Here is a 26,261-nt window from a genome sequence, read left to right on the forward strand (position 1 = left end):
TATTATAGAGGCTAAAAATTACTTAGCAAGCTAACTAATAATTTGAAACATTTAACACATAGTGCTTTACATCATCCTGCTAAATAACGGCTCTGAGAATGAGCAGTGACGGACGCCATCACTAAATCAACGATAGTCGTTGTGCCCACGCTCGAAATGCGTAGGCACCTAGCGCAAACTTCGGATGAGAAAGAATAGCGGGAGTAAAGAAAATAAACGGCTTAGATGGAATAGAACCCAGCGCCAATGCTACTGCGTCAGCAGCAGGGAATATCTGAATGCAAAACGAGTCATTAATTTAGGATTTTCGAGTCTAAACATACCCAGAAACTCAAACCTATTATTGCCAAGCGTAAAAAACTGAATAAATAATTGACGAAAACCGCCTTTTTTGGTGTTATATTATAACATCACCAGCCAATCATAAGATGCAGTAAGGTCCTCAAATGTCAGTGTTAAAACTATCCGCGTTATGCAGCGCGCTTATCAGTGCAGGCGTTTATGCCGCAGAAAAACCAATCCAAAAAGATGAACAAAGTATTGAGACCTTAGTTATCACTGCCAACCCCATTGGCCGTTCGGTGCTTGAATCCGCGACTCCTGTAACTATTTTAGGCGGTGAAGCATTAGATAATTCTCAAGCGGCTACGTTAGGTGAAACCCTCAAAGGTCTGCCCGGCGTTAACAGTACCTACTTTGGTCCTGTCGCCAGTAGCCCAATTATTCGCGGTTTAGATGGTCCACGAGTTAAAGTATTGCAAAATGGATTAGACGCTTCTGATGCGTCTCGCGTCGGCCCTGATCATGTCACCACGGTTGAGGCCGCAACGGCCACTCAAATTGAAGTATTGCGTGGCCCTGCCACCTTACTTTATGGCAGTGGTGCAATTGGCGGCGTGGTCAACGTGGTAGATAATCGTTTACCTCGCGAGCGTCAAGAAGACATTAACGGTGAAGTGGCCACATCTTACGATACCGTGTCGAACGAAAAGATGTTGTCAGGTGATATCAACGGTGGCGTGGGCAATTTTGCTTTTCATGCTGACGGTTTTACCCGTGACAGCGATGACTACGACATCCCTAATGAAGCCAGTGATGCAGATTCTGACAGCATAGGTAAATTAGAAAACTCAGCCATTGATGCCACCGGTGGCACCTTAGGTATTGGCTGGATAGGTGACGACGTCAATGTGGCCTTTTCATATGCCCGTTTGGATAACGAATATGGCATACCGGGTCATGAGCATGCACATGAGGAAGACGAGCACGATGAAGAAGACCATGATGAGGACGATCATGACGACGAACATGAAGAAGAGCATGAAGAAGAAAGCGTATTTGCACGCTTAAAGCAAAACCGGTATCAATCTAGAGTCGATTGGCAAAACATTGACGGGCCATTTACTCAGGTACATTGGCTCAATGCATATACAGATTATGAGCACAGTGAAATTGAAGATGGCGCAGTGGGTACCACGTTCAGCAATGAAGCAAAAGAGTCTCGTTTATGGGCAAAGCATGCACCACTAAGTGGATGGGAAGGCGTGGTAGGTATTCATTACACCTCATCTGACTTTTCTGCTCTGGGGGATGAGGCATTCACACCCAGTACCAAAACCACCTCTACTGCGCTATTTATATTAGAAGAGAAGCAAACAGGCGCGTTCTTATGGCAACTCGGGGCACGCTTCGAGCATACCAAACATCAGCCAGATAACACCTTTTTCGCTGAAGAAGAACATCACGAAGAGGAAGAGGAACACGAAGAAGAGCACGGCGAGATCAACTTCTCTGATGGGTCTTTTAACGCTAATAGTTTCTCAGCGGGTGTTGTGTACACCTTGAATGATAGAAGCTCATTGGCCTTCAACTATGCCCGCTCTGAGCGTGCACCTTCAGCGTCCGAAATATTTTCTAACGGCCTTCATATCAGCACAGGTACCTTCGAAGTCGGTGCGGGGTTTGATATTGAGTTGGACGAAGACGGCTATGAATTAGTCCAGTCCACCAGAAGTGTTGAGAACGAAGTGTCAAACAACGTCGACTTAAGTTACCGCTATCACGGAGATACGATCACGGCTGATGTAAGCTTTTTCTACAACGACATCGCTAATTACCTGTATGAGCAAGACACGGGACTAGACAGTGAACAACTGCACGGACACGACGAAGAAGAAGAATTAGAAGATGAGCACGATCATGAAGAAGAGGTTACGCCAGTGTTTATCTTCCGTCAGCAAGACGCGGTTTTATATGGTTTTGAAGCCCAGCTAGACTGGCACTTAAATGATAACCTGCGAATCGAGAGCTTTGCCGATTACACTCGCGCCAAGTTAGATGAAGCCGCCAGCGAAGAAGGTAACCGTAACGTACCGCGCATACCTGCAATGCGCCTAGGGATGGAGTTTCATTGGGAAACCGACGATTGGCATGCGGAGCTAGGAGCGACTCATTATGCCAAACAGAGTCATTTTGCATCATATGAAACCCAAACTGAGGGTTACACCTTGGTGTCAGCCTCGATGAATTACTACACCTCAGTGGCTGATTCAGATGTGACCTTATTTGTTAAAGGCAATAATCTGACTGACAGGGTTGCACGGGTGCATTCTTCTTTCTTAAAAGATGTAGCACCACTACCTGGTCGCTCTTTTGTGCTGGGTGCTCGAGTTAACTTCTAAGCGGGTCTTATACCAACACCATTAAATAATTAGCCACTCAGCGAAAATTTATTGGTATTGGTATTGGAATGGGTATTAATCCAATAAAAAAGGCGCTAAACCTGCACGGGTTTAGCGCCTTTCTCGTGTTTCTCTAAGAAAAGGTTAGGCTTTAAGACAGTTAATCGCTTGCTCTAGTTGTGAACGGGGGCAACCGAAATTTATGCGCACAAACTGTTTATCTCCAAAATCGATACCGGGTGATGGCCCGACACCTTTTTCTTCAAAATATGTTTGAGGATTTTCCACGCCTAAGCCGCTAGCGTCGATCCAAGCGAGGAAAGTCGCTTGTGGGGCAATAACGCGTAAGCCGTCGATTTGGTTAATTTGCTCCACTAAGTAGTCACGATTAGCGCGTAAGTAATCTAACTGGGCAGCCAACCAATCATCACATTGAGTAAACGCCGCTTCTGTCGCCGCTAGGCCCATTACGTTCACCCAAGGCACTAAACCTTGCCCCGCTTGAGTAAAACGCTGACGCACTTTAGCATCAGGAATAATCGCAAATGACGTGCCCAAACCTGCCACGTTAAAGGTTTTACTGGCTGCCATTAGGGTGACTGAGTTATTTTCTGCGCTGGCGAGCTTACCCGCAGGAATATGCTTCGCGTCTTTATCAAGAATCAGATCGCAGTGAATTTCATCAGAACATAGCATCACATTATTCGCCGCGCATATCTCTGCCACGCGGGTAAGTTGAGCCTCGTCTAACACACTGCCTACTGGATTCATTGGGTTGCACAAAATAAATAAGGTGCATTTTGGATCTTTAGCGTGCTGCTCTAGCACATCGAAATCAAGCATCCACTTACCGTCCACTTCCACCGTGGGTACATCAGCACGCGCTAATCCATTCAGTTTTGGGGCCGCTAACATAGGTGGGTAATTTGGAGTTTGCACAATAACCTTGTCGCCGGGTTGGCAGAAAGCTTGGCACGCCATGTTAAAGCCAGGCACGACCCCTGGAGTCCATACCAACCACTGAGGCTCAATTTTCCAATCATATTGCTTGGCCATCCAATCAACCACAGCTTGAATTGCGCCAGCCGCGTGATTAGGCAAGGTGTAGCCAAGTAATCCATGTTCAGCACGGGCTTTTAATGCATCAAGAATAGGCTCTGCACAGCGAAATTCTGTGTCGGCAATCCACATAGGGAGAATATCTCGACCTTTGTAGCGTTCCCATTTGTAGGCATTTGAGGGGGTTCTATCAATAATTTTGTCAAACTGCATAATTCAATACATCTCTTCTTTAAGCTGGACTAATTTTCTCAAGTAGTGTTGAAAGCTTCTGAGTAAGCTCATCAGAACTGAAGGGCTTAGCGATGAAATCTGTCACACCAAGGCGTTTGGCGCTCATTACTAAATCTCGGGTAGGCATTGCCGTTACCATCAAAAATGGGCAATTTTCCAACTTCACACGCAAGGTTTCTAGTATTTTAATACCGCTGACACTGGGCATTTGCCAGTCACAAATCACTAAGTTGATACGTTGTGCATCTTCGGTCAATAAAAAAGCATGGGCTTTAATACTGCTTGAAAAAGCGAGTATTTCACCACTGACCAATTCCTCCACAATGTGCTCAAGCAATGTTAGCGTAATATCGTCATCATCAATTATCATTACATTTACATCGTGCACATTTTCTCCTTAAAATTGACTACAACTGAAACCAAGGTGAGTCGCTTAGCTTACTAAAATAAACCCAATTGAGCACTGGTTATCTCAGTAAAAGATAGCCCGATAAAGGGCAAAATACTCTCAGCAATAGGTCGTATTTGTTTATCAATATAATGCTCGTAATCTAACGCACTGTTTTGATACCCAACAGGCTGCGCGCCGTTTAAGGTAATCACATAAGCAATTTGCCCTTTATGTTGATAGCGCAGAGGTTTGCCCAGTTGCTGATTCTGTTCGTCTGCTAGGCGCGCGGCCTTGACGTGAGGCGGGACGTTTTTAATATACTGCACCAAGGGACGCCTGATCCTCTTGCGATATACCAGTTGTTCATCCAATTCACCATTTCGTGTTTGCTCTACGACGCGCAGCACATAGTCTTTCACGTCTTGATCAGCAAATACCCGCTCGTAAAGAGCCAATTGGAACGACTTCGCCATAGGCGTCCAGTCAGAACGTACCGACTCTAACCCTTTGAAAACAAGTTCAGCTTGCCCTCCTATTTGCCGCTTCAGGCCAGCATAACGCTTCTTACTACCCAGCTCGGAGCCACGTATCGTTGGCATAAGAAATCGCTCAAACTGGGTTTCAAATTCAATTTCCAAATAACTCTGTAATTGATGTTGTTCGGTGATGGCTTGAGTCCAGCGCTGATTAATTTCACCCTGCAATTGCTGCCCGATGTTATGCCCTTCATCAGCGGTAATATCATCACCCAACCAAACGAAAATGGAATCGGTATCGCCATAAATTACCTTATAACCCATGCTTTCAACCCAAGTGGCTGTAGTTTGCATGATTTCATGACCGCGCAAGGTGATTGAACTGGCCAAACGCGTGTCGTAAAAGGGGCAGCCGCCTGAGCCAAGCACCCCATAAAACGAGTTCATTAGTATTTTAATCGCTTGAGAGCGCGCCGCATCTTGATCGCGTTTGGCCGTATCCCTTTGTTGCCATAAGGAGGTGATGATGTCTGGTAAGAAGTGATGCTCTCGAGAGAAAACAGCGTTTTTAAACCCTTGTATGCCGGCCTCTGGATACCGCAGGCCTTCTACCAAACCAAGGGGGTCTATCTTAAATGTGCGAATAATTGACGGATACAAGCTCTTAAAATCGAGCACCAGTACATTACGATACAGACCCGGCTGTGAGGTCATGACATATCCACCTGGGCTGGCTAAGCCGCCGTCAATAGGGCGGTTCGGCGATATATACCCAGCGCGATGCAGTTTTGGTAAGTACAGATTAACAAAAGCGGCTACTGAGCCACCCACGCGATTTAATTCAAGGCCCGTTAATTGACTGCGCAATGTCAGAAAGTCCAACATTTTTGTATGCTCAAAAATCTCTAGTACGAGTTGGCAGTCTTGCAGATTATATTCAGCTAGTTTGACTTTGTTATATAAAAAGTCGTGCTTAATTTTGGCTAGCCTGTCATCAACGTCATCCGTGAGTTTGCCTTTACCCAACAGCGTTTGGGCAACAAACTCCAAGCTGAAACTGCTAAATTGATACGTTGCGGTTTTAAGCGCATCTATACCGTCTACCACCACCCGGCCAGGCATGCTGATATAGCCTTGATTCACTTCATTTGGGGCGTCGCGCCAATAAACGGCTTCGCCACCTCGGCCTAATGTAAGCTTTAGCCTATACAGCTGGGCCCGCTCAATAAGCAGCCGAAAATCAAAATTAACCACATTCCAGCCAATGATAATGTCTGGGTCAATACGATTAACCTCAGTAATAAAAGACCGAATGAGCGCCTCTTCATTATTAACCCATTGCAACCACTTTGGGCCTTCTTCGGCTTCACCAATCATAAATACTGTTTGGTAGTTACTCTGCGCTAGGCCAATTGAATACAGCTCCCCTTTCTCGCTGCACTCAATATCAATTGAGAGTACTGAAAAAGAGGGGGTGTACTGGGCCGGTTTTAAGTGGCTTTGTGTATACGTGACATAAGGCGATGTTCCTTGTTGAACACCACTGATATCGGCGCTTGCATAGATAAAGCGCTCCATTAAATATCTGTCAGCTAAGCGTATATCGGCTTCGTAAAACGCCACCTCGTGCACTCTTAAACGCTCTTTAGCGGCATAAGCTTGCTTCGTTCTAGCAAAGTAAATTGCACTGACCAACTGTTGGTCAAAACGCTTTAAGGGCAAGGCTTTAAGGGTAAAGCGGATTTCACTTGAGGCCAGAATATCGGATACTTTCTGTGTATCTTGCTGACTGATAAAGAAAACCGACTGCTGAGCCTCAGTAGTGACTTTGATTGGCCCCTTGTCGCTCAACAACCAAAATTCAAGACAGGTCTTTGCGCCAATATCGCGCTGATCCGAGGTAAGAATAAATCCTCGATTAGTGTTTCCCATCATTGATTGGTGAACCTGCTTACGAATTAACTGGCGTGCTCTGTGGATGGATCACGACCTGATCGCGTCCCTGGGTTTTGGCTTGATAAAGTGCGGTATCGGCATCGGCCATTAATTGCATGCTCTCTCGGCTATCGGTATTGAAGGTCAAACCAATTGAAGCACTGATGGATAAATCTTTGATATCAACCACATTATTCACCATAGATATTTTATGGCGTAAACCGTCTAGTGCATTATACCCATCTTGCAAATTGGTGTGCGGTAAAATGACCAAAAATTCTTCGCCGCCAATACGCCCGATAATATCGGACTGCCGTAGATTTTTACTGCATATATCACTGAATTCAATTAACACACGATCGCCCACTGCGTGGCCATAGCTGTCGTTGATCTTCTTGAAGAAATCTAAATCGATAATCGCGACACACAAATCATACTTGTAGCGGTTCGCTGCATGTACTTGTCGCTCAAGCTGCTCGATAATGTGACGCCTGTTGTACAAGCCGGTTAGATCATCTGTGATCGCAAGTTTTGTAAGTGCCCTACTTTGCGCCTTGACCCGATAAACCATCACAGCTAATAAACAACACACTACCAACACAATACCCAGAAACGCCCACAAATAAATATTGCGCTGCTCTTGAGCACTAAGCGCAAAACGCTGCAAACGATTTTGATGCTCTAGTATCTTGTTCTCCTGTTCTGAGGCGCGCACGCGATAAATGGCTCGCAAACGATGAAGTTGTTCAGAGTTTCTGGTCGCATGATATTCACTACTCAAGGTTAGGGCGTGCTGCATGTGTGCATAAGCCGCGGCTAGATCCCCCTGGGCAGCTGCTAACTCAGCTTCGAGTTGCTCTATCTCTATGGTGTCGCTAGGCATGGTGGCAGGATTTAAATATTCTTTTGCGCTATCACGATGTTGCTCGGCTTTTTCGAGTTCCCCTGTCGCTAAAGCCACTTCAAACAAACTTTTTGAAATCTGAAAATCTATCGGTCTATTTTCGCTCTCAGCAAAAATGTCAGCTGCTCTTTTCAAACGCTTTTCGGCCAATGCGTAGTCTTGTTTCTTTATACTGATTTTTGCTAACTGCTTGAGCGCATACCCAACCCCTTGGGAGTCATCCAATGAGCGTGCAATATCCGCGGATTCAATAAGTTGCGTTTCGCCTAAATCAATATTACCGGCACCAAAATTAGCTGAGCCTAAACCAAACAATACGATGCTTAAATTCAGGGGTTCGTTATTTTTACGTGCGTGGGCAACAGCTTCGGCGTAATAGGGGATCGCCAGTTTATAATCACCGCGATTTTCGTACATAACCCCAATCATGCCGGCAATATTAGCCTTGGAAATTTTGCCGGTATATTGGGTAGACAAACTGTAGGCTTCTAAGAAGTTCTCTGCAGCGCCGCTATACTCATTTAACGAGGTAAATAACAAGCCTCTAACATATAAACCGAGTATATATGTTGCTTCGCTGTGGTTATCTTTTGCCCACGCCACCGCTTTATTGACAGCCAACAACGCATCAATGGGCTCACCCGCCATCTCTATCGCTGTCGCTTCGATTAATTTCAAATTATGGTACAACCAAGGTTCTGACTCTTCGGTGATAAAACTCAGACCTTGTTGCGCGCTCTCAATTGCTTTTTGCGGATACGTTAGCGCGTAGTAAGTGTCACTTAAAATGGCATAGTACTCAGCTTTAACCACGTTACTTGCCTCATGTTGCGGCGCTGAGTTTATTAACTGTGTTAAGACTTGTTGAGGCGCAGTGGTTAATCTTGACGTGAGGGATTGGTATTCATCTGAAAAGCTATACACCACAGCTTGGGCCGCAAACGCTTTCACCGGCACCCAAAAAATCAATACAGTACAAATCCATATAACCTTGATCAATCGCTATCCTCTGTCAGCTGAGCCCCAAAAATATCATCTCAAAATAGCATATAAATTATCTGAAAGACTAGGTACAAATATAATTAAGCAGACCCAATTTTTTCGAATAAGTTCGTGAAATTGTGAGTGATTACTTTCCCTTGAGTTACCTGGTGCTAAATGCTCTGTGCAAACATATTTGACAAGTGGGAGTGTATATTTATCAAGAGGGAGTTAATTTCATCCGGCCGTTGAATAAAGATCACACTGAGTAACTCAACGTCACTTGAATAGCTGATATACAACCCCCTTTTAAACTCTCGCTAAGTCATGACTTATTAACGTGGAAGGAGATAAAGCCAGATAAAAAAATAGCCCCAAAAGGGGCCATTTCTTAAGGAGCAAGTAGCGCTACTTGCTTACCATGTTGAAATCGATACCACTGTTCGCCTAAGTGTGACGATAACAGTGATAAAAATTAGATGCGGTCGTTAAGCACACTCATAATAGGTGAAGCATTCAAACCATTTTCAGATGCCCAAGCGATAACGGTTTTGCCGTCTTGCTCAGGGGTAGATAATTCACTTTTGGGCATTTTCTTTACTAACAAGGTGCCAGCTTCAACCGCATCGCTTAACATGGCGGTACGAATTAAGCTGTTGCCACCACAAGAAATACCTGAGTAATAATCTTGCAATTTCAAACGATAGTCAGACTGTACACGCTTCATTTTCTTACGAAGCTCACCTTTGTCGTCTGCTTTTACTATGGTACAAATATTCTGTAATGCTTCTGCTACGTCAGCTTGTGCTGCACCCGACATAAATAATGAAGTGGCGGCAATAGCGATAGAAGTTTTAACTATTTTCAACATGGTCAATTCCTCGGTTGGTTCAATGGGTTATCTCGTTTCGTTGAGGCAATTAAAACCCAATCTCGCCGATGGTAAAATCTATAAGGCGATACTTAGGTATGTCACCTAATACCTTATAACGGGTCAAATTTCGTTTTCTGTCTATTTAGATTTGGATAATTTAAAAAATCGCAAATGCAAAGCGTTCCCTTAGCGAGTAAGTTTACGGCTTATTGAAGATGAAGATGAGTTTGCAATGACAGAGCAAAAACTGACAGAGAAAGGCCCAAGTATACAAGCGCTACGAAAAAACAAAAAAATCCGCTGGGGCGTTTTAGGCGCAGGGCGTATTGCCCAAACATTTTGTAAAGACATTCAGCATACACAATTGGCTGCGTTAACCGCTGTCGCTTCTCGTAACCTTAAAGATGCCCAGCACTTTGCAAAAAACTATAATATCCCTAATGCGTTGCAAGGCTATCAAGCCTTGTACCAACACTCAGACATAGATGCTATCTATATTGCCACACCGCATAATTTCCATTTTGAGCAAGCAAGCGCAGCGCTTAATGCCGGCAAACATGTGCTGTGTGAAAAACCAATTACCGTTACACCTGAGCAATGCCAACAGTTAATCGATATTGCACGGCACAACGACTGCTTTCTTATGGAAGGCATGTGGAGCTATTTTTTGCCCGCTATTATCAAGGCAAAAGAATGGGTAGATATGGGACGCATTGGAAAAATCGTTCACATCAAAGCCGATTTTGGTTACCCGGTAAAGTACGTTGAAGGGGATCGCATGTATAACCCAGCACTTGCTGGGGGCTGCCTATTGGATATGGGAATTTATACCTTAGCCATAGCGCAGATGTTTACTCGTCAGCACTCTATTAGCCAGCAGTCTATTAGCCAGCACTTGATTAGCCAGCACTTGATTAGCCAGCAGTCCGAACGCAGTATTTATAGTCACAGGCGGGCTAAAACCGGGGTAGAAGATGATGTAACGATTGTCACGCAATATCCTGACGTTACCACTACATTAGCCTGCTCCTTTAGAGCAAGATTACAAAATTCGGCGCACATCATAGGAGAAAATGGTTACATCGAAATCCCTGACTTTTGGCGTGCTGATCGCTGTAGCTTATTTCAACTAGATGAAAAAATAGATGATTTTCAGCACCAAAGAGCGGGGTTTGGTTTCGAGTTTGAAATAGACGCTGCCAGTAAAAGTATTCTGGCTGGTGAAAAAGAAGCCAAGTTAATGCCGTTATCCACCAGCTTAATTTTGCAGCATCAAATGCACAGTATTCTGCAAGGGATCGCCATACGATAAGCCGTTATTTTTTGCGCGCTTGCTTCTCTTTGCTGCGCCGTTGTACGCGCTCAATACGGTGCTCTTTCTGGGCTTTTTTATCACGCGTCAGCGAGCCAGTTTTAAAGCGCTCTTTACGCAGCGCTTTTTCTTCTGCTTTCTTTGCTTCAGCAGCGGCCATTTCAGCCTCTTCCTTCACAATCATGTCAGGGGTTTCAAGACTAATGCGACCTAACTTGCCTGAGCGAAATTCGTTAACCAAGACTTCGCATATTTTATGCAAATTCACTCGCCCGCCTGCGCGCAATGCGCCGCGCTGAGCTGCGGCCATTTCTAGAAATTCTATTTCCGTATCAGGAATATTTTCAAGCTTGTAGCGCTCTTTAAGTAAATCTGGGTAAGCTTTGATTAAGTAATCTGCTGCAAAAAAGCCCACGTCGTCATATTCCATCGCGGTATCTTTAATTGCACCGGTTGTGGCTAAACGATAACTACTTTGCGGGTTTTCCACCTTAGGCCATAAAATACCTGGCGTATCAAAAAGAATAATCCCACTGCCTAGGTTGATCCTTTGTTGAGCTTTTGTCACCGCCGGTTCATTCCCTGTTTTGGCTATGATGCGCTCTGCCAATATATTGATAAGGGTAGACTTGCCCACATTAGGAATACCGCAAATCATGGTATTAATGGTCTTAATGCTGGCGTCTTTTTCAGGCAACATTTTGCGGCACAAATCGATGATCTGCTTCATTTTTTGCGGTTGTTCTGTGGTGGTAGTGAATGTTTTCACTCCGCGCTCTTGTTCAAGATGCGCTTGCCACATTGCGGTTACATCAGGGTCAGCTAAATCAGATTTACTCAACACCTTGATGCAAGGCGTGTCACCACGAATAGCGGCAATGGCTGGATTTTCACTGGAATAAGGAATTCGCGCATCAAGCACTTCTATCAGTAAATCTACTTGCGGCAATAATTCTTTTATTTCCTTCTGGGCTTTGTGCATGTGCCCAGGATACCAATGAATCGACATATAACCCTGCTCTCTCGCGTGTTCAAAGAATGCATTGTACGTTAACCGAGCCAGCAAAGGTATGCAGTAGCGCCCGTGTTAAAAAATAAACCTTTATGCCAGCCCCCAGAAGGATAAATCACCAAACTGTGGCATTTAAAAAGTGTAATAAAACGTAAACTTAAATAGCACATTAGTTTATACTATTCGCCTAAGAGACCCTTCTCGATATCCTTTTTTTACTCATGTGATTTGCTGGTAATGATAGCCACGATGCTGAGTAACAAAGAAGCATAATTCTAATGACGTAATCATCCCAAGCAGTTAATCCTTTAGCTTCTTGCTTTGCTGCGCGTCAGAACAACTTGGAGAGCACCCTTGGGCCCACAACAGAACACACACACACGTTCACGCAACATTAGCTTACTTGGCGCAGCTATTTCGTTAGCATTAGCAGGTCATGTTAGCGCACAGACTACAGAAACCGAGCAAGCATCGAACGACGACTTCGAGAACATCACAGTCACTGCCCGTAAACGTACAGAAAGCTTATTTGAATCCCCTACTGCGATCACATCTTTAAGTGACAGCTTCATGGAAGATGCCAACATCAGTAACTTAGATGACGTGGGCAAATACGTGCCCAATTTAAACGTCAGTCGTTATGGCGGTGGCAACTCTGCCCACGCATCTATCTTTATTCGTGGTATTGGCTTGCAGGATCACATCATCACTACCGATCCCGGCGTGGGCGTGTATGTTGATGGCGTATATTTAGGTCGTCAAATGGGCGCTAACCTAAGCCTGCCTAACATCGCAAGCGTTGAAGTATTACGTGGTCCACAAGGCACATTATATGGTCGAAACACCCTAGGTGGCGCGGTTAACATTATTACTAAAAAACCAGGCGATGAGTCCATGGCCAGTGTGGCTGCCAAGGTCGGCACCCTAGGTCGTGTAGCCGCTGATTTATACATCAATGGTGACATTAACGACGATGTCAGCATTGCTGCCAGTGGCTCATTCAAAAAACGCGACGGTGTAGGCAAGGCTGTTAACTTAGCCAACCCTGAAAAAGAAATCGGTGAAGAGCAAGAATTCAGTGGCCGCTTATCTGCTAACTGGAACGTCAGCAATAGCTTCTCACTATTATTCGCCGTAGATGGCTACGATAATGAAAGTGGCCAATCGCCGTATACCATCGAATTTACTGACCCAAGCCCTGATCCGACAGATGTCTTTAACGGTGACTTCCCCCTATTAACGCCTGATTTAATCCCTTCAGATCCCGATGATTTAGGCACCACAGTACCTGGCCTTGAGTCTACCGCGTCTGCTGGCTGGGGCGCGTCAATCACCGCCAATTGGGATATCAACGAAAACTACGCAACAAAACTGATCACGAGCTTCCGCAGTTCTGATTACGAAGGTGGCCTTGATGATGATGCCTCACCGCTTAACCTGTCTGAATTCCCAGAAACAGGTGAAGCTGATCAGTACTCGGTAGAGCTGCAAGTGAATGGTACCTTTGACAACTACGACTTTGTATCAGGTGTGTACTTCTTCAACGAAGAAGGCTCAACCTCATCAGGCCCTTGGGTATTTAGCCCGTTCAATACGCCAGGCGCATTGAATAATGACGGCACGCCAACTGGGTTCGGTGGCGATTATGGTTTCTTCGATTTACATCAAGAAACAGACGCTTTCGCGATTTACGCTAACGCTTCATATGATGTGTCAGAAAAGCTGACCGTGGGCGGTGGTTTACGTTACTCGAAAGATAAAAAGGACGCAGACGCATTGTTCCCGTCGTTTGCTGAGCGCGCCTATCGTAGTGCCGAATTCAGCGAAGTCACTTGGGATGTAAACGCGGCATACCAGTTTGATAACGGTTTGAACGTATACGCTCAAGTACAAAAAGGCTATCAAACAGGTGGTTTCCCGCCGCGTCCATTTGGTGGTTCTGACCAGTTCGTTCAGTTTGATGAAACTACATCTGTCAATTACGAAACCGGTTTAAAAGGTAAGGTTGCTGAAAATGTCTCTTTGCTTGCCGCTATATTTATCACTAAATACGACGACTTAGCATTGCCTTTCTCTGACCCTACAGCGGGTGGTGGTTTTGTGACTATCACAGAAAATGCGGGTAAATCTGAAGCCAAAGGCATAGAGCTTGAAGCCACGGTTGATGTAACCGATAATTTCTCGTTTCGCGCTGCGGTTGGTTTCTTAGATGCTGAAATCACTCAAGTAGACGAAAATGTAAACGGCGTTGGCGTAGGTGATTCACCCGCCCTAACACCAGAATGGACGCTCATGATAGCGCCTTCTTACTACATGGACTTAGACAGCGGCGCTACACTAGCATTTAAAGCGGATTACTCGTTCCGTGATGAGATGCAAGGCCAGTCAGTATTTAACCCGAACGAAACGATCGATTCTCGCAGTATTCTTGGTTTTGATATCAACTACACCTCGGTCAATGGGGACTGGTCATTAAGCCTTTACGGCGAAAACGTCACGGATGAAATTTACGACCAAGGCCGCTTACAGCAAAATGGTTTTGTAGGTATTGTACGCAGTAATGACAGACGTGAGTTTGGTTTACGTTTCAAGAAAGAATTTGAAATGTAATCAAACACTCACTATGTGAATAATGACGTAAACAACAATTTTAGGGGCCGAAAGGCCCCTTTTTTATTGCTGTTATTTTAATCATCACGGCTAGAAGTTCCCTTTTTAAAACAGTAGACTAACGCTAAGTTAACGGACATAACGTGGCAGTTTTATTCGCACAATAAAGTACAACAAGAGGCTGGGTTGGCTGAAGCATTTCGCGCAGATGTTCCTGTTGTGCGCTTTGTTGTGCACTTTGTTGTTCAATGCCACAGGTGCTTTATTTGCGTCAAATAGCATCGTTAATCAAGCCCAAACGTTTGCCAACAATGATGCAGTGCTGATTTGTACTGGTCATCAATTCAAATGGATTTCACTCAGCACGTTTGAGCAAACGGGCACATTAGAATTTATTCAGCCTCCAGAAGACGCCCCCAACAATGCCCATGGAATTAAGTGTGCTTTTGCCTGCCTAGCCGATTGCCACAATGATAAAGCGCTTGTCGCAACAAACGACGTTAGTGCTGCCCCACTGATTCAAAATAGTCTTTTTTTACCTAATCTTTCTTTTGTAAAAACCCATCCATATTCTTTAGCCAGTACCCGCGCTCCCCCTGTTTTTTCTTAAACGCAACGATCGATACTAAAAATAAAATGTGCCCAAATGGCATACGTTAACTATTGCGAATAAGAGTAAACACATGAACAAAATAACTATTCTAAGTGCATGTTTTGCAGCACTTTCTTGCCCTATAGCTTTCGCCGACTCAGGCAGCAACAATAACCCATTGCGCCCAGATGATCATGCGCCCATCGGCGTCATGGGGGATCACATGCATGCTGCAGGTGAATTCATGTTTTCCTATCGGTTTATGCGCATGAATATGTCAGACATGGTACAAGGCAACAACAGTATTTCAGCCAGTGATATTGCCACCAGCGTGGCTAATCCCTTTGCCCCACCAGCCACAGTGCGCGTAGTGCCAAAAAACATGACCACCAATATGCATATGTTGGGCTTTATGTATGCGCCCAACGATGACATTACCTTGATGGCCATGCTCAATTACATAGAGCGTGACATGGATTTAACTACGTTTCAGGGCATGATGGGAGACACAGCACTAGGGCAGTTTTCCACTGAGGTGTCTGGTTTGGCTGACAGTAGACTAGGCCTGCTCTACCGCCTATATGACGAAGGTAATCACCACCTGCATTTTAACTTAGCTTGGGTTATCGCAAACGGCTCGACGGATGAAACCGATGATGTTCTTACTCCTATGAACATGCGAATGACCATGCGCTTACCCTATTCTATGCAACTGGGTGCGGGCAGCGATCAAGCCGAGTTTGGCCTGACATACACGGGTAAAAACGAGCAATTAAGCTGGGGGGCGCAAGTGCTCACCACCACGCCCCTTGAGCGTAATGATGAAGGCTACACAGTGGGTGACAAATACCACATGTCCAGCTGGCTAGCATATCAACTGCCCCAATCAACGAGTGTGTCACTACGATTGATTTACAATCACAGCGAAGACATCAAGGGCCAAGACAACCAAATTATGGCCCCAGTCACCACAGCAAATCCAGCTAATTACGGCGGTCACAATTTACAAGCCGCCATTGGGGTGAATACCGTATTGATGAACAAGCATAGAATTGGTTTGGAATATCAGGTACCCATTAATTATCACGCCAATGGCGTACAAATGGACATGGATAACATGCTTACACTCGGTTATCAGTTAGCGTTTTAGCCTTTACCAGCAACGTTCAAGCAACCCAGCAGCTCGCTTACTCGTAAGAGAGCTACTGGGCGTTTTCCGTTATTTCAAACTAATCCGCCTACTTCCCTTCACTCCTGCTCTCCTGCTCTCCTGCTCTCCTGCACGGAATTATATTAAATACCCTTCTCCCTAAACGTGAACAGCATGCTCTGACCTCTATTAACCAAATAAATACAATTGTATTACCAATAACATAAATAGAAGTGTTGAAAGCATCTTATTTTCGTTGATAGTGTCATCCTTCGTACCGCCGCAAAATGTAAATATTTAACGCAGCAGATATCTACTCGATTTCCCTTAACCACCTCACCAGAAAAGAGAATGACAATCCTCTCAATCATAAAAAATCCGATAAAAATAACATATTACTCGTTTAAATTCATAAACTTAAAAGGGTACACCCGAATCAAAAATTGGACAAAAAATAAAATAAAATTTCAGCCAAAAGATACTCTGATTATCTCCCTTGGCATGCTACAAAAATAAATATTCAATATAACTAACAACTTAGCTACATATATTACAAAATTTAGACTAATTGGTAATACACAATTGTAAACCTACGGTTAATGAGATATAAATACGCTTACCGTTTTGAATACCAATTACGTAACCAAGCTTTACTGAAAACACAGTTTTGGTCATACCAATCAGGACAAGGACACCACAATGCAACGCTCAACCATGAAACTTAATCAAGTCAGTGCCATATTCAACAAAGCCAGAATAACCGCCAGTAATATTGCGATTTTCGGCACAGCATTATCGGCTATGCTTATCGCGCCTTCTTTAGCAGCGCAAACGCAAGGCGAAGACGTCTCAGCCAATGAAGATTTAGAAGTAATTCAAGTAAAAGGTATCGCCGGCAGTTTAGCGGAGTCAGCACGACAAAAGCGCTTTGATTCACGCATCGTCGACGCCATCGTTGCTGAAGATATTGGTAAATTGCCTGACAACAACATCGCAGAGGCACTACAAAGAATCACTGGTGTGTCGATAAGTACCGATTTTGGTGTGGGTGAATCTGTCACTATTCGTGGTATTTCTCAAAACCGCGTTGAATTAAACGGCCGCTCCACCTCAGGTAGTGGACGTGGCGGTATTAGCTTAGACGACTTCCCTTCTAGCTTCTTAAAAACCGTCGAAGTGATTAAATCCCCTACGCCTGAAATGATTGAAGGCGCGCTAGGCGGCACAATCAACATGACAACAGTGCGTCCTTTAGAGTTGGAAGAGCCGCTTATCGCTCTCACTTTAGATGGCGAGTATGCTGACAAAACTGAGAATTGGGCTCCTATGGTCAATGCCGCAGCAGGCATGAACTGGGATTTAGGCGATGCAGGTACATTTGGTGCTTCGTTTGTGGTGGCATATCAAGATCGCGAGTTACGCCGAGACGAATTCATCAACCTCGTCACACCCACCGAGCTTGATTTAGATGGTGACGGCACGAGCGACCAAGCCAATACACCTAGCGGCAATTACCTTGTCAGAAGCCAAAACACGGTTGAACAGAAAACTGAGAAGCGTGAACGTACGGCATTAGGATTGTCCTTACAATGGGCACCTAAAGACACTGATGGTTTTATTTATTTAGACATTAACACCACAGAACTCGACGGCGGCCAAGAAGCTTACTCAGTGCTGAACGACAGTAAAGACTATGGCGATTTAGTGCTTGATAACGCATACGGCGACAGTCAAGGGCAACTGCATAACTTCGGTTCAGGCAGTGTATTTGTACAACCTAAAACCTGGTCTGACTTTACCACTAATGAATCAATCTCCAATGCATTGGGCGGTGAATTTCAGCTAACGGATCAAATAAAAGTATCTGGCGAAATTTCGTACGCAAAGTCTGAGGCAAAACGTAGAAACTCTGAATTTAACTTGCGCCCTATTTCTCGCGAACAATATGATGCCGACGGCACCATCACTGAGCATTTATTCACCATCACCATGACCCAAGACGGTGACCAAGTACCGGGGCTTGCATTTTCAGACCAAGATGCCCTGCTTGACCCAGATAACTTAGCTATTCGTCAGTTCACACATCAACGCTACTCAGAGGACAACGAAGAAACCGCTATTCGTTTCGACGTGGAATACATTGAACCGTTTGCCGGTTTGGACTTCCTTCGCTCTATCAAGGCCGGTGTGCGCACCACTGATAGCGAGTATGAACTAGACAGATACGACTTACGCAACAACGGCAGTGAGCTTAAAAACTTGCAAACCAGCGTATCGTATGACGGTGTTGTTACCCCAACTTGGATAGGTGATTTCAATGATGCCTTCGGTGGGTTTAAAGCCATTAACCACTCAAACTCATTCGATCAAGCCGGTATTTCAGGCAATAACGCATTAACCAATTACTTTGTGTATGACGGTGCAGCGTTAGCGTATGACATTAATGGTACCTACGACCGAGTGAAGCAAATGCTCGCCGGCAGTAACCTAGAGTTGACTGGCACGTTAGACGAGAACATGGCTCGCAACACAGGTTCTTACGCGAAAATTGAAGAAGAAACTAAAGCCGTATATACCCAGTTCAATTTGGACTTTGATCGTTTAACCGCAATCATTGGGGCGCGTTATGTGACCACAGATTTAACCTCGAGCACCTTTGATGACACCGCTGAACACGACTATTCAGACTTCTTACCCAGCATCAATGCGACGTACAATCTTACTGAAGAAACGATTCTACGCTTTGCTGCAGCTAAAGTGATGCGCCGTGCTGAATTTGGTGAGCTGAGTCCTGCATTAAACGTGGATAATTCGATTGTAACGGGCACACAAGGCTCCTATAAATTGGACCCTTACCGCGTTACACAATACGATTTATCTGCGGAGCATTACTTTGGTCAAGGCGGCTTAATGTCGGCGGCTATTTTCTATAAAGACGTAGAATCATTTACGGTTAGCAGCAGTTCCTGCCAAGCAAGCGCAGACACTATTGAAGGACAAAACGTGACTGAATACGTCAACGTGTGTCTACTCGATACTGCGGGCGTGAGCCAAGCCAATGTTAACTACGCTTCAAGTGATCAAGACCTCGCCTATGTCGAAGGCCAACGCGATGCAGGCCTAACCGGTATTGTTATCAACACTGACGTAAATGGCGGTAGCGGTAAAATCGTTGGTATTGAATTAGCCTACCAACAACAATTTAGCTCGTTACCAGGGGCATGGTCTGGCCTAGGCATTAGCACCAACTACACTTACGCCGATAGTGAGCAACCAGATGGTAACCCACTATTAGATATTTCTAACAACACAGTTAATGCTCAAGTGTATTGGGAATACGAAGGATGGCAGGTGCGCTTAGCTTACAACTGGCGTGACGAGTACCTCGATACTCAAGACGAAAAACGTGTTCGCCCAGTAGGCGCCCTGGCAACGGGTATCTATAACCGAACGGACCCTAATGCTGAATTCTACGACCCAACACTGGGCAATAATTACCGGGATGCGCGTGGCCAATTCGACTTCTCAGCGAGTTACGATGTAAACGAAAACATAACGCTAGTAGCAAACGCTGTAAACCTGACAGGCGAGCCTATTCGTCAGGTCACTGAGCTGGGTAGCATTTGGCAATACAGCGAAGCAGATCGTCGAATGACTGTGGGTGTAAGAGCCAAGTTTTAATTAGGCTCAATGCGTTAGTTAATCACGCGTAACTGAGTACCCATTACTCACAAAGAACATAGAGCCTATTCATGCAATAGGCTCTTCTTTTTATTCGAGTACAGTTGATTCAAATACAGTCTTATACAAGCGCGACTTGACCCAAAGGCCATTTTAAAGCGAGTCGATAAATACGGGATAATATATGACCAATAAAAGCGTTGTACTTGCTACATCACTGACGTGTATGTCGCTAATCGGTTGTGGTGGTACGCACACAACTTCTTCTACTCAGGTTCAACTAACCAGTTCGATAGAATCACAAAAAGCCCCTGGCAGTTCGTTTGATTTAAGCCATTGGTATCTCACCGTTCCGCTTGATGAGGACGGCGACCAAGTGTCTGACATATATGATGTGGCGGATTTGCAGGGATTCTCTCATCCAGATTTTTTCTACCTTGATGAGCAAAATAATATGGTGTTCGCTACACCAAATCGAGCGGCCACAGAGCGCACATCAACCAATACGCGCAGCGAATTACGCTACATGCTTCGGGGTGAAGACACGTCCATTCCTGAGGGCGCTCCTGGCAACAACTTCGCTTTAGCGGCACATAAAAATGCTCAGCAGTTTGCCGCTATTGGCGGGAAGTTAGAGGCAACCTTACACGTTGACCACGTAGCCACAAATGCGCAATACCCAAATAAGCCGCCCGCTTATTCCGTTGTCATCGGCCAAGTTCATGCCTTCCAATTGGATGATGAGCAGCAAAAAGCAGGATTTGGCTGGGGTAATGAACCTCTAAAAATTTCTTATAAAAAATGGCCAAACCACTCAACAGGGTCGGTATTTTGGACCTATGAAAGAAACTTAGCCACCAACGATCCTAACCGCATAGATATTGCTTACCCTGTTTGGGGCAGCAATTGGGATGACCCTAGCGACCCGGGTGACAAGGGCATCGCACTGGGTGAAGAGTTCAGCTATGAAGTAAACATTGTTGAAAATGTCATGCACTTGGTTTTCACCAGTACCGAACACGGCACAGTTCATCAACACATTAACTTAGCGGATAACATCGACGCCAATGGCAATATCGACGAAGCGGATTATCCTTTGGCGTACCAAGACGAAACGCTGTATTTCAAAGCGGGAGCGTATAACCAGTGCAGTACCAAGCAAAACGACCCTAGCTTTCGCTACCCAGGTTGTTCCGGCACTGGCGATTGGAAAACAGACCTAGCCAACGGTGACTATACCCAAGTCACATTTTCTTCATTAAAGGTTAGCCCTGCAACGCCTGTTCAAGGCACTACAGGAGCACTTAAGTGATCATAAAAACAGAACTGAACTCATTACTTCCCATGCCTTTTCGTTTGCAAGGGGTACAAAAGAAAATCAGGAGTATAAGCAACATGCCCAAAGTGCCTAAAAGCCGTTTATCATCTATTTTAATACGATCTGTAAGACTACCAGCACTCGCGCTGGCTTTGCCACTGCTGACGTTTTCTCAATTGAGTCACGCTGCATTAGTTGAAAACATCAAACAGTTCAATGACGCTGTATCGTCCGTTAAGCCAGGGGACGAAATCGTCCTCGCAAATGGCTCATGGAATGATGTAGAGCTCGTGCTAAAAGGTAAAGGTTTGCCAGACAAACCCATTACGTTAAAGGCGCAAACGCCGGGCAAAGTCATTATCACAGGGCAATCTAATTTGGCGTTCTCTGGGGAGTATATTGTGATCTCTGGCTTAGTGTTTAAAGACGGTGCAACACCAACAGGCGAAGTCATCTCGTTTCGCACATCAAACGAAGACGTCGCAAATCACTCACGTGTGACCAATACCGTGATTGACAACTTCAGCACCGATTTACGTCAAATGTCTGATTTATGGGTGGCCATGTACGGCAAGCATAATCGCCTTGACCACAACTCCTTAGTGAACAAACGTAACCGCGGCGTAACAGTTGCCGTGCGAATGAACTCTGAAGCCAGTCGCAAAAATCATCACATCATTGAGTACAATTACTTTGGCCCTAGACAAATACTCGGCGCCAACGGCGGTGAAACCCTGCGTATCGGCACCAGTCATTTTTCTCGCGAGTACTCGAACACCACAGCCCAGTACAATTACTTTGACCGCACAAACGGCGAGCATGAAATCATCTCCAATAAGTCCAGCGGCAATTCACTTATCAAAAATGTCTTTTTTGAAACCCAAGGCACGTTAACCATGCGCCACGGCCATTTCACTAAGGTGGAAGGCAATTACTTTTTAGGTAACCGTAAACCCAATACCGGCGGCATTCGCATTATTAACGAAAGCCAAACCGTGAGTAACAACTATATGTACGGGTTAACCGGTAAACGCTTGCGCGGTGCGTTAGTGATCATGAACGGCGTACCTAACTCACCACCTAACCGCTACGATCCCGTTATTGATTCGGCTATGAACAACAACATTGTTATCGACAGCGACCACATTGAACTCGGCGCAGGTGCCGATGCCGAGCGCTCTGCTGCGCCTAGTACTTCTGAATTTAAAGGCAACATCATACTGGGTAAGTCTAATCTTGAACCTTTTACGTTGTACGACGATATGTCAGGGATTAATTTCGAGGGTAATTACCTAAACGACGAAGCCAGTACCCCCATTAAAACAGGTTTTGCTAGCACGCCTTATTCAGTTACGACCAACCAATATGGCTTAAAATCTCCCGATAAAGCATTACTCGATGAAATTGGTTTTGGCGAAGTGAAGCTGCCAGTAACAAAAGAAGAAGTAGGTGCTGATTTTTATCCTAAAAATGAAGCTTTGGTGGCATTTCAAAGCGGTAAAACCATCCACGTAAAAGCAGGTACAGATACTCTGACCAGCGCTCTGGCAACGAGCCAAGGTGGGGACGTACTGGTGCTCGAAAACGGCGCTGATTACCTGCTCACCAAGTTTGCCGAAGTACACCACCCAGTGACAATCATGGCTAAAGCAGGCAAAAAACCGGTTATTCGCTCACAAAAGCCTAACTTCATCAATATCGAAAATGGCGGTGCCTTAGAAGTTGAGAATCTGTGGTTTGATGGCGCTGAATCTCCTGATTACAAAGGGAACACCATCATAGGCACCAGTGGCTACTCGATGAATATTAACTACAACTTGTCAGTGCGTAACGTGAAAGTGACCGACTTGGATGTGAATGGTTATTTTTACTTCTTTAAAGCCAACGCAGGCACCTTTGCTGACTCCATTGAAATCATCGATTCAGAATTTAGCAACATTACAGGTGCCATTCTGCAATTAAACCGTGAAGTCGACGATTTAGGTGTGTACAGCGTTGAAAACCTTGTGATTTCGGGCAACACCTTCACCAATGTAAAAGAAGAAGTTGTCACCGTATATCGCGGTGGTACCGATGAAAGTACCTTTGGCCCAATGGTAAGCGTCACCAACAACACTCTGACCAATGTAGGCAAAGGCTCTACACACAGATCAGGCGCGTCTATGTATTTTCACGGTGTGCAAAAACTCAATATCTCTGAAACAAAATGGGATAACAGCGCACCACTGGAACTGTTCTTGACCAATGGCGGCCCCATCACAGTGATTGACAATGTTGAGATGAAGAACACCGATAAAATCCGTGCAAATAATGACGAATATGAAAGCTCAAATGTGACTTACGACTAGCGTGTCCGGTTAAGTAGAGAATGGCAGGAGTCAGCATCAGGTTGAATGCATTTTCGTCTAATGCCCCTGCCCACGCCCACGCCGCGAGCAAGAGCAAGAGCAGCAAAAAATTATAGATTCAGGAAGACTAGACATGACAAAATTTGTTGGAAAAAACGTACTTATTACTGCAGGTGCACAAGGTATCGGCGAAGCGATCAGCAAGCACCTGATCGATAACGGTGCAAACGTGGCTATTCATTATTTTTCTAGCAGTGATACGGCTAATAAATTACTTGAATATGCAACGAGTAAAGGGGTAAAAGCCGTTGCGATCAAGGGCGATTTAACCGATGAAGCCGAAGCCAATAGCCTTATCGAAAAAACAGTAGAGGCCCTCGGGGGCATCAATATATTGATTAATAATGCGGGCTCTTTGGTGGCAAGGCGCTCGCTCAACGATATGGATGCCGAGTTTTGGCACAAAGTTATGGATATAAACCTAACCTCCATGATGTTTGTGACCCGCGCTGCTGCGCCTTACTTAGCAAAAAATGAAAATAGCAGTATCGTCAATTTAGCGTCTCTTGCAGGTCGTAAAGGTGGCCACGCCGGCTCTTTAGTTTATTCCACCAGCAAAGGGGCTATTTTAACTCTGACCCGCGCACTAAGCGCGGAGTTAGGACCACAAGGAACGCGCGTTAATGCGGTCGCACCTGGGCTGATTTTAGGTACCTCATTTCACAATACCCACACCACTAAAGAATCGGCTGATCAAACCATCGCCGGCATTCCTATCCAACGAGCAGGCAACGCCGATGACGTAGCGCGAGCTGTGGTCTATTTGGCCTCAGAATATGATGGCTTCATCACAGGGGCGACGCTGGATATTAACGGTGGCGTTTACAACATGTAAGCGCCTTATGGGCATTTTTAAACGAGTAAACACATGCTTAAAACAGCAGTAATACATCCTACTATTTTAGAGGCGCTTGGGCGCTCGGGTCACTTCGCGCAAGTTGTTATCGCTGATGGTAATTTGCCTGTGGCTGCCATGACCGGACCAAACTCAACCTTAGTGCACTTAAACTTTCGCCCAGGAATGTTAGATGCATTAAGCGTACTGGAGGGCATTCTTGAAGTATGCCCGATTCAAGGGGCTATCGTGATGGAAAAGCCTCCTGAGGCAAATGCCGAAATTCACACAGCATACCAAGCTCTATTAGGTGATGTGACTTGGGAAGCCATGGAGCGCTGGGCGTTCTACGACAAAATCCGTGCCCCAGCCACCACCTTGATTATTCAAACCGGTGAACAACGCCGATTTGCCAACCTGATATTGACGGTCGGTGTCGTAAAAATGGCAGAAGAGAGTCGTTTTTAATCGTTTACGCTAAAGAATAACGAAGCACAATAGAAGCACCTAAAGCAGGCTATGAAAGCCTACAAATAATAATATTTACGTTCATTTTTTGAGGAATAATAGTGTCAGCATTCATTAGAGCTATTCTGAGTTTTGGTCCAGCGTTTTTAGCCATTGGCTACACCATTGGCACTGGCAGTGTGACGGCAATGATTGTCGCAGGCAGTACCTTTGGCATGCAGCTGTTATGGGTTTTATTGTTAAGCTGCTTATTTTCAGGGGTGCTTATTTACGCCTACGGTAATTTTGCCTTGGTAACAGGAGAAACCGCGCTTTATAGTTTTAAGAAACACCTTAAATTCGGTAAGGTGATTGCGATCCTCATCATCATAGGCGTGTCCTTTGGTCAGTGGAATTCCCTGACCGGTATATTAGGGATTTCCTCCAATATTTTATTTGAAATGATCGCCTTGTACTTCCCCGCTGTGGTTCCGCACAAGTATGCTGTAGTAGTAACAATTGCTGTGCTCGTTATCAGCATTATGTATGCAATATTACTCATAGGTAAGTACTCATTATTTGAAAAGATACTGGTAATTTTTGTGTCTTGCATGGGGCTATCTTTCATATTGTCGCTGTTTGTTGTGCACCCCATGCCCGCAGAAGTCGTACGCGGACTTATCCCCGTTATACCTGATGTCGTCGGCGGAAAAATGATGGTGGCTGCATTTGTAGGAACCACCATGGCCTCGGCGACGTTTTTGTCTAGACCTTTATTTATTCAAGGCAAGGGCTGGGGTATTGCTGACAGAGCACAACAAAAGAAAGATGCGATTGTTGCCGCAGTACTGGTGTTTATTATTAGCGGCTCAGTTATGGCCGTCGCCGCAGGGGCCTTGTTTCATGAAGGAAAACCAGTGACCGACGTGCTGGATATGGTGAATGCCCTTGAACCCATAGCAGGTAAATTTGCCCTGACGGTATTCTTTTTCGGTACGCTCGCAGCGGGTTTGTCGTCAGTGTTCCCTTGTATGTTGATTGCCCCACTGTTAATTGAAGATTACCGCTCGGGTAAATTAGACACACAATCTACGCAGTTTCGTATTATCACAGGTCTCGCTGCGTTATTTGCCCTCACGATCCCAGTATTCGGTTTTAACCCTGTTAAAGGACAGTTATTAACCCAAGTCTTTAATGTATTTGTTCTGCCATTGGTTATTCTAGGGATCATTTTAATGATCAATAAGAAGAAGATGATGGGTGAGCATGCCGCGGGATACTTACTCAACATCGTATTAGGCTTAGCGTTTATGTTTTCAATTTTGATTTCATTTAACGGTATTCTTGGCTTATTAGAATAA

The 26,261-nt window shown here is 45.0% G+C and carries 17 protein-coding genes; 11 read left to right on the top strand and 6 right to left on the bottom strand.

The features are described 5' to 3' along the window. The first annotated feature begins 446 nt into the window (after positions 1-446). Positions 447-2,681, top strand: a complete 2,235-nt coding sequence (locus PATL_RS18590) for a TonB-dependent receptor (RefSeq protein ID WP_011576353.1) — start codon at positions 447-449, stop codon at positions 2,679-2,681. Between the two features lie 144 nt (positions 2,682-2,825). Here the strand turns inward: PATL_RS18590 and PATL_RS18595 are convergent, their stop codons facing one another. The 5 genes from PATL_RS18595 to PATL_RS18615 form a co-directional block, all read right to left on the bottom strand. Next, a complete protein-coding gene (locus tag PATL_RS18595) occupies positions 2,826-3,953 on the bottom strand; it encodes a MalY/PatB family protein (protein WP_011576354.1) in 1,128 nt (375 codons plus the stop codon). A 19-nt stretch (positions 3,954-3,972) separates the two neighbouring features. After that, positions 3,973-4,362 (bottom strand): response regulator, encoded by a 390-nt coding sequence (locus tag PATL_RS18600; RefSeq protein ID WP_011576355.1) that lies wholly within the window; start codon positions 4,360-4,362, stop codon positions 3,973-3,975. A gap of 53 nt (positions 4,363-4,415) precedes the next feature. After that, positions 4,416-6,773 carry a DNA polymerase II gene (locus PATL_RS18605; protein ID WP_041714601.1) on the bottom strand — a complete coding sequence of 786 codons (2,358 nt, stop codon included), beginning with the start codon at positions 6,771-6,773 and terminating at the stop codon, positions 4,416-4,418. A 19-nt stretch (positions 6,774-6,792) separates the two neighbouring features. Beyond that, positions 6,793-8,679 (bottom strand): tetratricopeptide repeat-containing diguanylate cyclase, encoded by a 1,887-nt coding sequence (locus PATL_RS18610; protein WP_011576357.1) that lies wholly within the window; start codon positions 8,677-8,679, stop codon positions 6,793-6,795. 457 nt (positions 8,680-9,136) lie between these two features. After that, a complete protein-coding gene (locus tag PATL_RS18615) occupies positions 9,137-9,532 on the bottom strand; it encodes a DUF3718 domain-containing protein (RefSeq protein WP_011576358.1) in 396 nt (131 codons plus the stop codon). A 235-nt stretch (positions 9,533-9,767) separates the two neighbouring features. Here PATL_RS18615 and PATL_RS18620 point away from each other — a divergent pair, with 235 nt between their 5' ends. Beyond that, on the top strand, positions 9,768-10,847 hold the full coding sequence (locus tag PATL_RS18620) for a Gfo/Idh/MocA family protein (RefSeq protein ID WP_011576359.1): 1,080 nt from the start codon (positions 9,768-9,770) through the stop codon (positions 10,845-10,847). A 4-nt stretch (positions 10,848-10,851) separates the two neighbouring features. Here the strand turns inward: PATL_RS18620 and ylqF are convergent, their stop codons facing one another. Continuing rightward, positions 10,852-11,856 carry a ribosome biogenesis GTPase YlqF gene (gene ylqF, locus PATL_RS18625; protein WP_011576360.1) on the bottom strand — a complete coding sequence of 335 codons (1,005 nt, stop codon included), beginning with the start codon at positions 11,854-11,856 and terminating at the stop codon, positions 10,852-10,854. 357 nt (positions 11,857-12,213) lie between these two features. Here ylqF and PATL_RS18630 point away from each other — a divergent pair, with 357 nt between their 5' ends. The 9 genes from PATL_RS18630 (at position 12,214) to PATL_RS18670 (ending at position 26,261) form a co-directional block, all read left to right on the top strand. Continuing rightward, entirely contained in the window at positions 12,214-14,469 is a 2,256-nt protein-coding gene (locus PATL_RS18630; protein ID WP_011576361.1) for a TonB-dependent receptor, read from the top strand. A 208-nt stretch (positions 14,470-14,677) separates the two neighbouring features. Continuing rightward, positions 14,678-15,079: a hypothetical protein gene (locus tag PATL_RS18635; protein WP_011576362.1), complete on the top strand. Its 402-nt coding sequence runs from the start codon at positions 14,678-14,680 to the stop codon at positions 15,077-15,079. Between the two features lie 73 nt (positions 15,080-15,152). Beyond that, positions 15,153-16,211 (top strand): alpha-amylase, encoded by a 1,059-nt coding sequence (locus PATL_RS18640; protein WP_011576363.1) that lies wholly within the window; start codon positions 15,153-15,155, stop codon positions 16,209-16,211. A gap of 699 nt (positions 16,212-16,910) precedes the next feature. Next, on the top strand, positions 16,911-19,892 hold the full coding sequence (locus PATL_RS18645) for a TonB-dependent receptor (RefSeq protein ID WP_011576364.1): 2,982 nt from the start codon (positions 16,911-16,913) through the stop codon (positions 19,890-19,892). 184 nt (positions 19,893-20,076) lie between these two features. After that, a complete protein-coding gene (locus tag PATL_RS18650; protein ID WP_011576365.1) occupies positions 20,077-21,204 on the top strand; it encodes a polysaccharide lyase family 7 protein in 1,128 nt (375 codons plus the stop codon). An 83-nt stretch (positions 21,205-21,287) separates the two neighbouring features. Next, positions 21,288-23,558, top strand: coding sequence for a polysaccharide lyase 6 family protein (locus PATL_RS18655; protein WP_011576366.1), 2,271 nt, complete (start codon positions 21,288-21,290; stop codon positions 23,556-23,558). 133 nt (positions 23,559-23,691) lie between these two features. Continuing rightward, positions 23,692-24,453, top strand: a complete 762-nt coding sequence (locus PATL_RS18660; protein WP_011576367.1) for an SDR family NAD(P)-dependent oxidoreductase — start codon at positions 23,692-23,694, stop codon at positions 24,451-24,453. Positions 24,454-24,486: 33 nt separating this feature from the next. Further along, positions 24,487-24,921 carry an RbsD/FucU domain-containing protein gene (locus tag PATL_RS18665; protein ID WP_011576368.1) on the top strand — a complete coding sequence of 145 codons (435 nt, stop codon included), beginning with the start codon at positions 24,487-24,489 and terminating at the stop codon, positions 24,919-24,921. Positions 24,922-25,022: 101 nt separating this feature from the next. Then, positions 25,023-26,261, top strand: coding sequence for an Nramp family divalent metal transporter (locus PATL_RS18670; RefSeq protein ID WP_011576369.1), 1,239 nt, complete (start codon positions 25,023-25,025; stop codon positions 26,259-26,261).

Origin of the sequence: Paraglaciecola sp. T6c (assembly GCF_000014225.1) — a bacterium.
Taxonomy (GTDB): Bacteria; Pseudomonadota; Gammaproteobacteria; order Enterobacterales; family Alteromonadaceae; genus Paraglaciecola; species Paraglaciecola atlantica_A.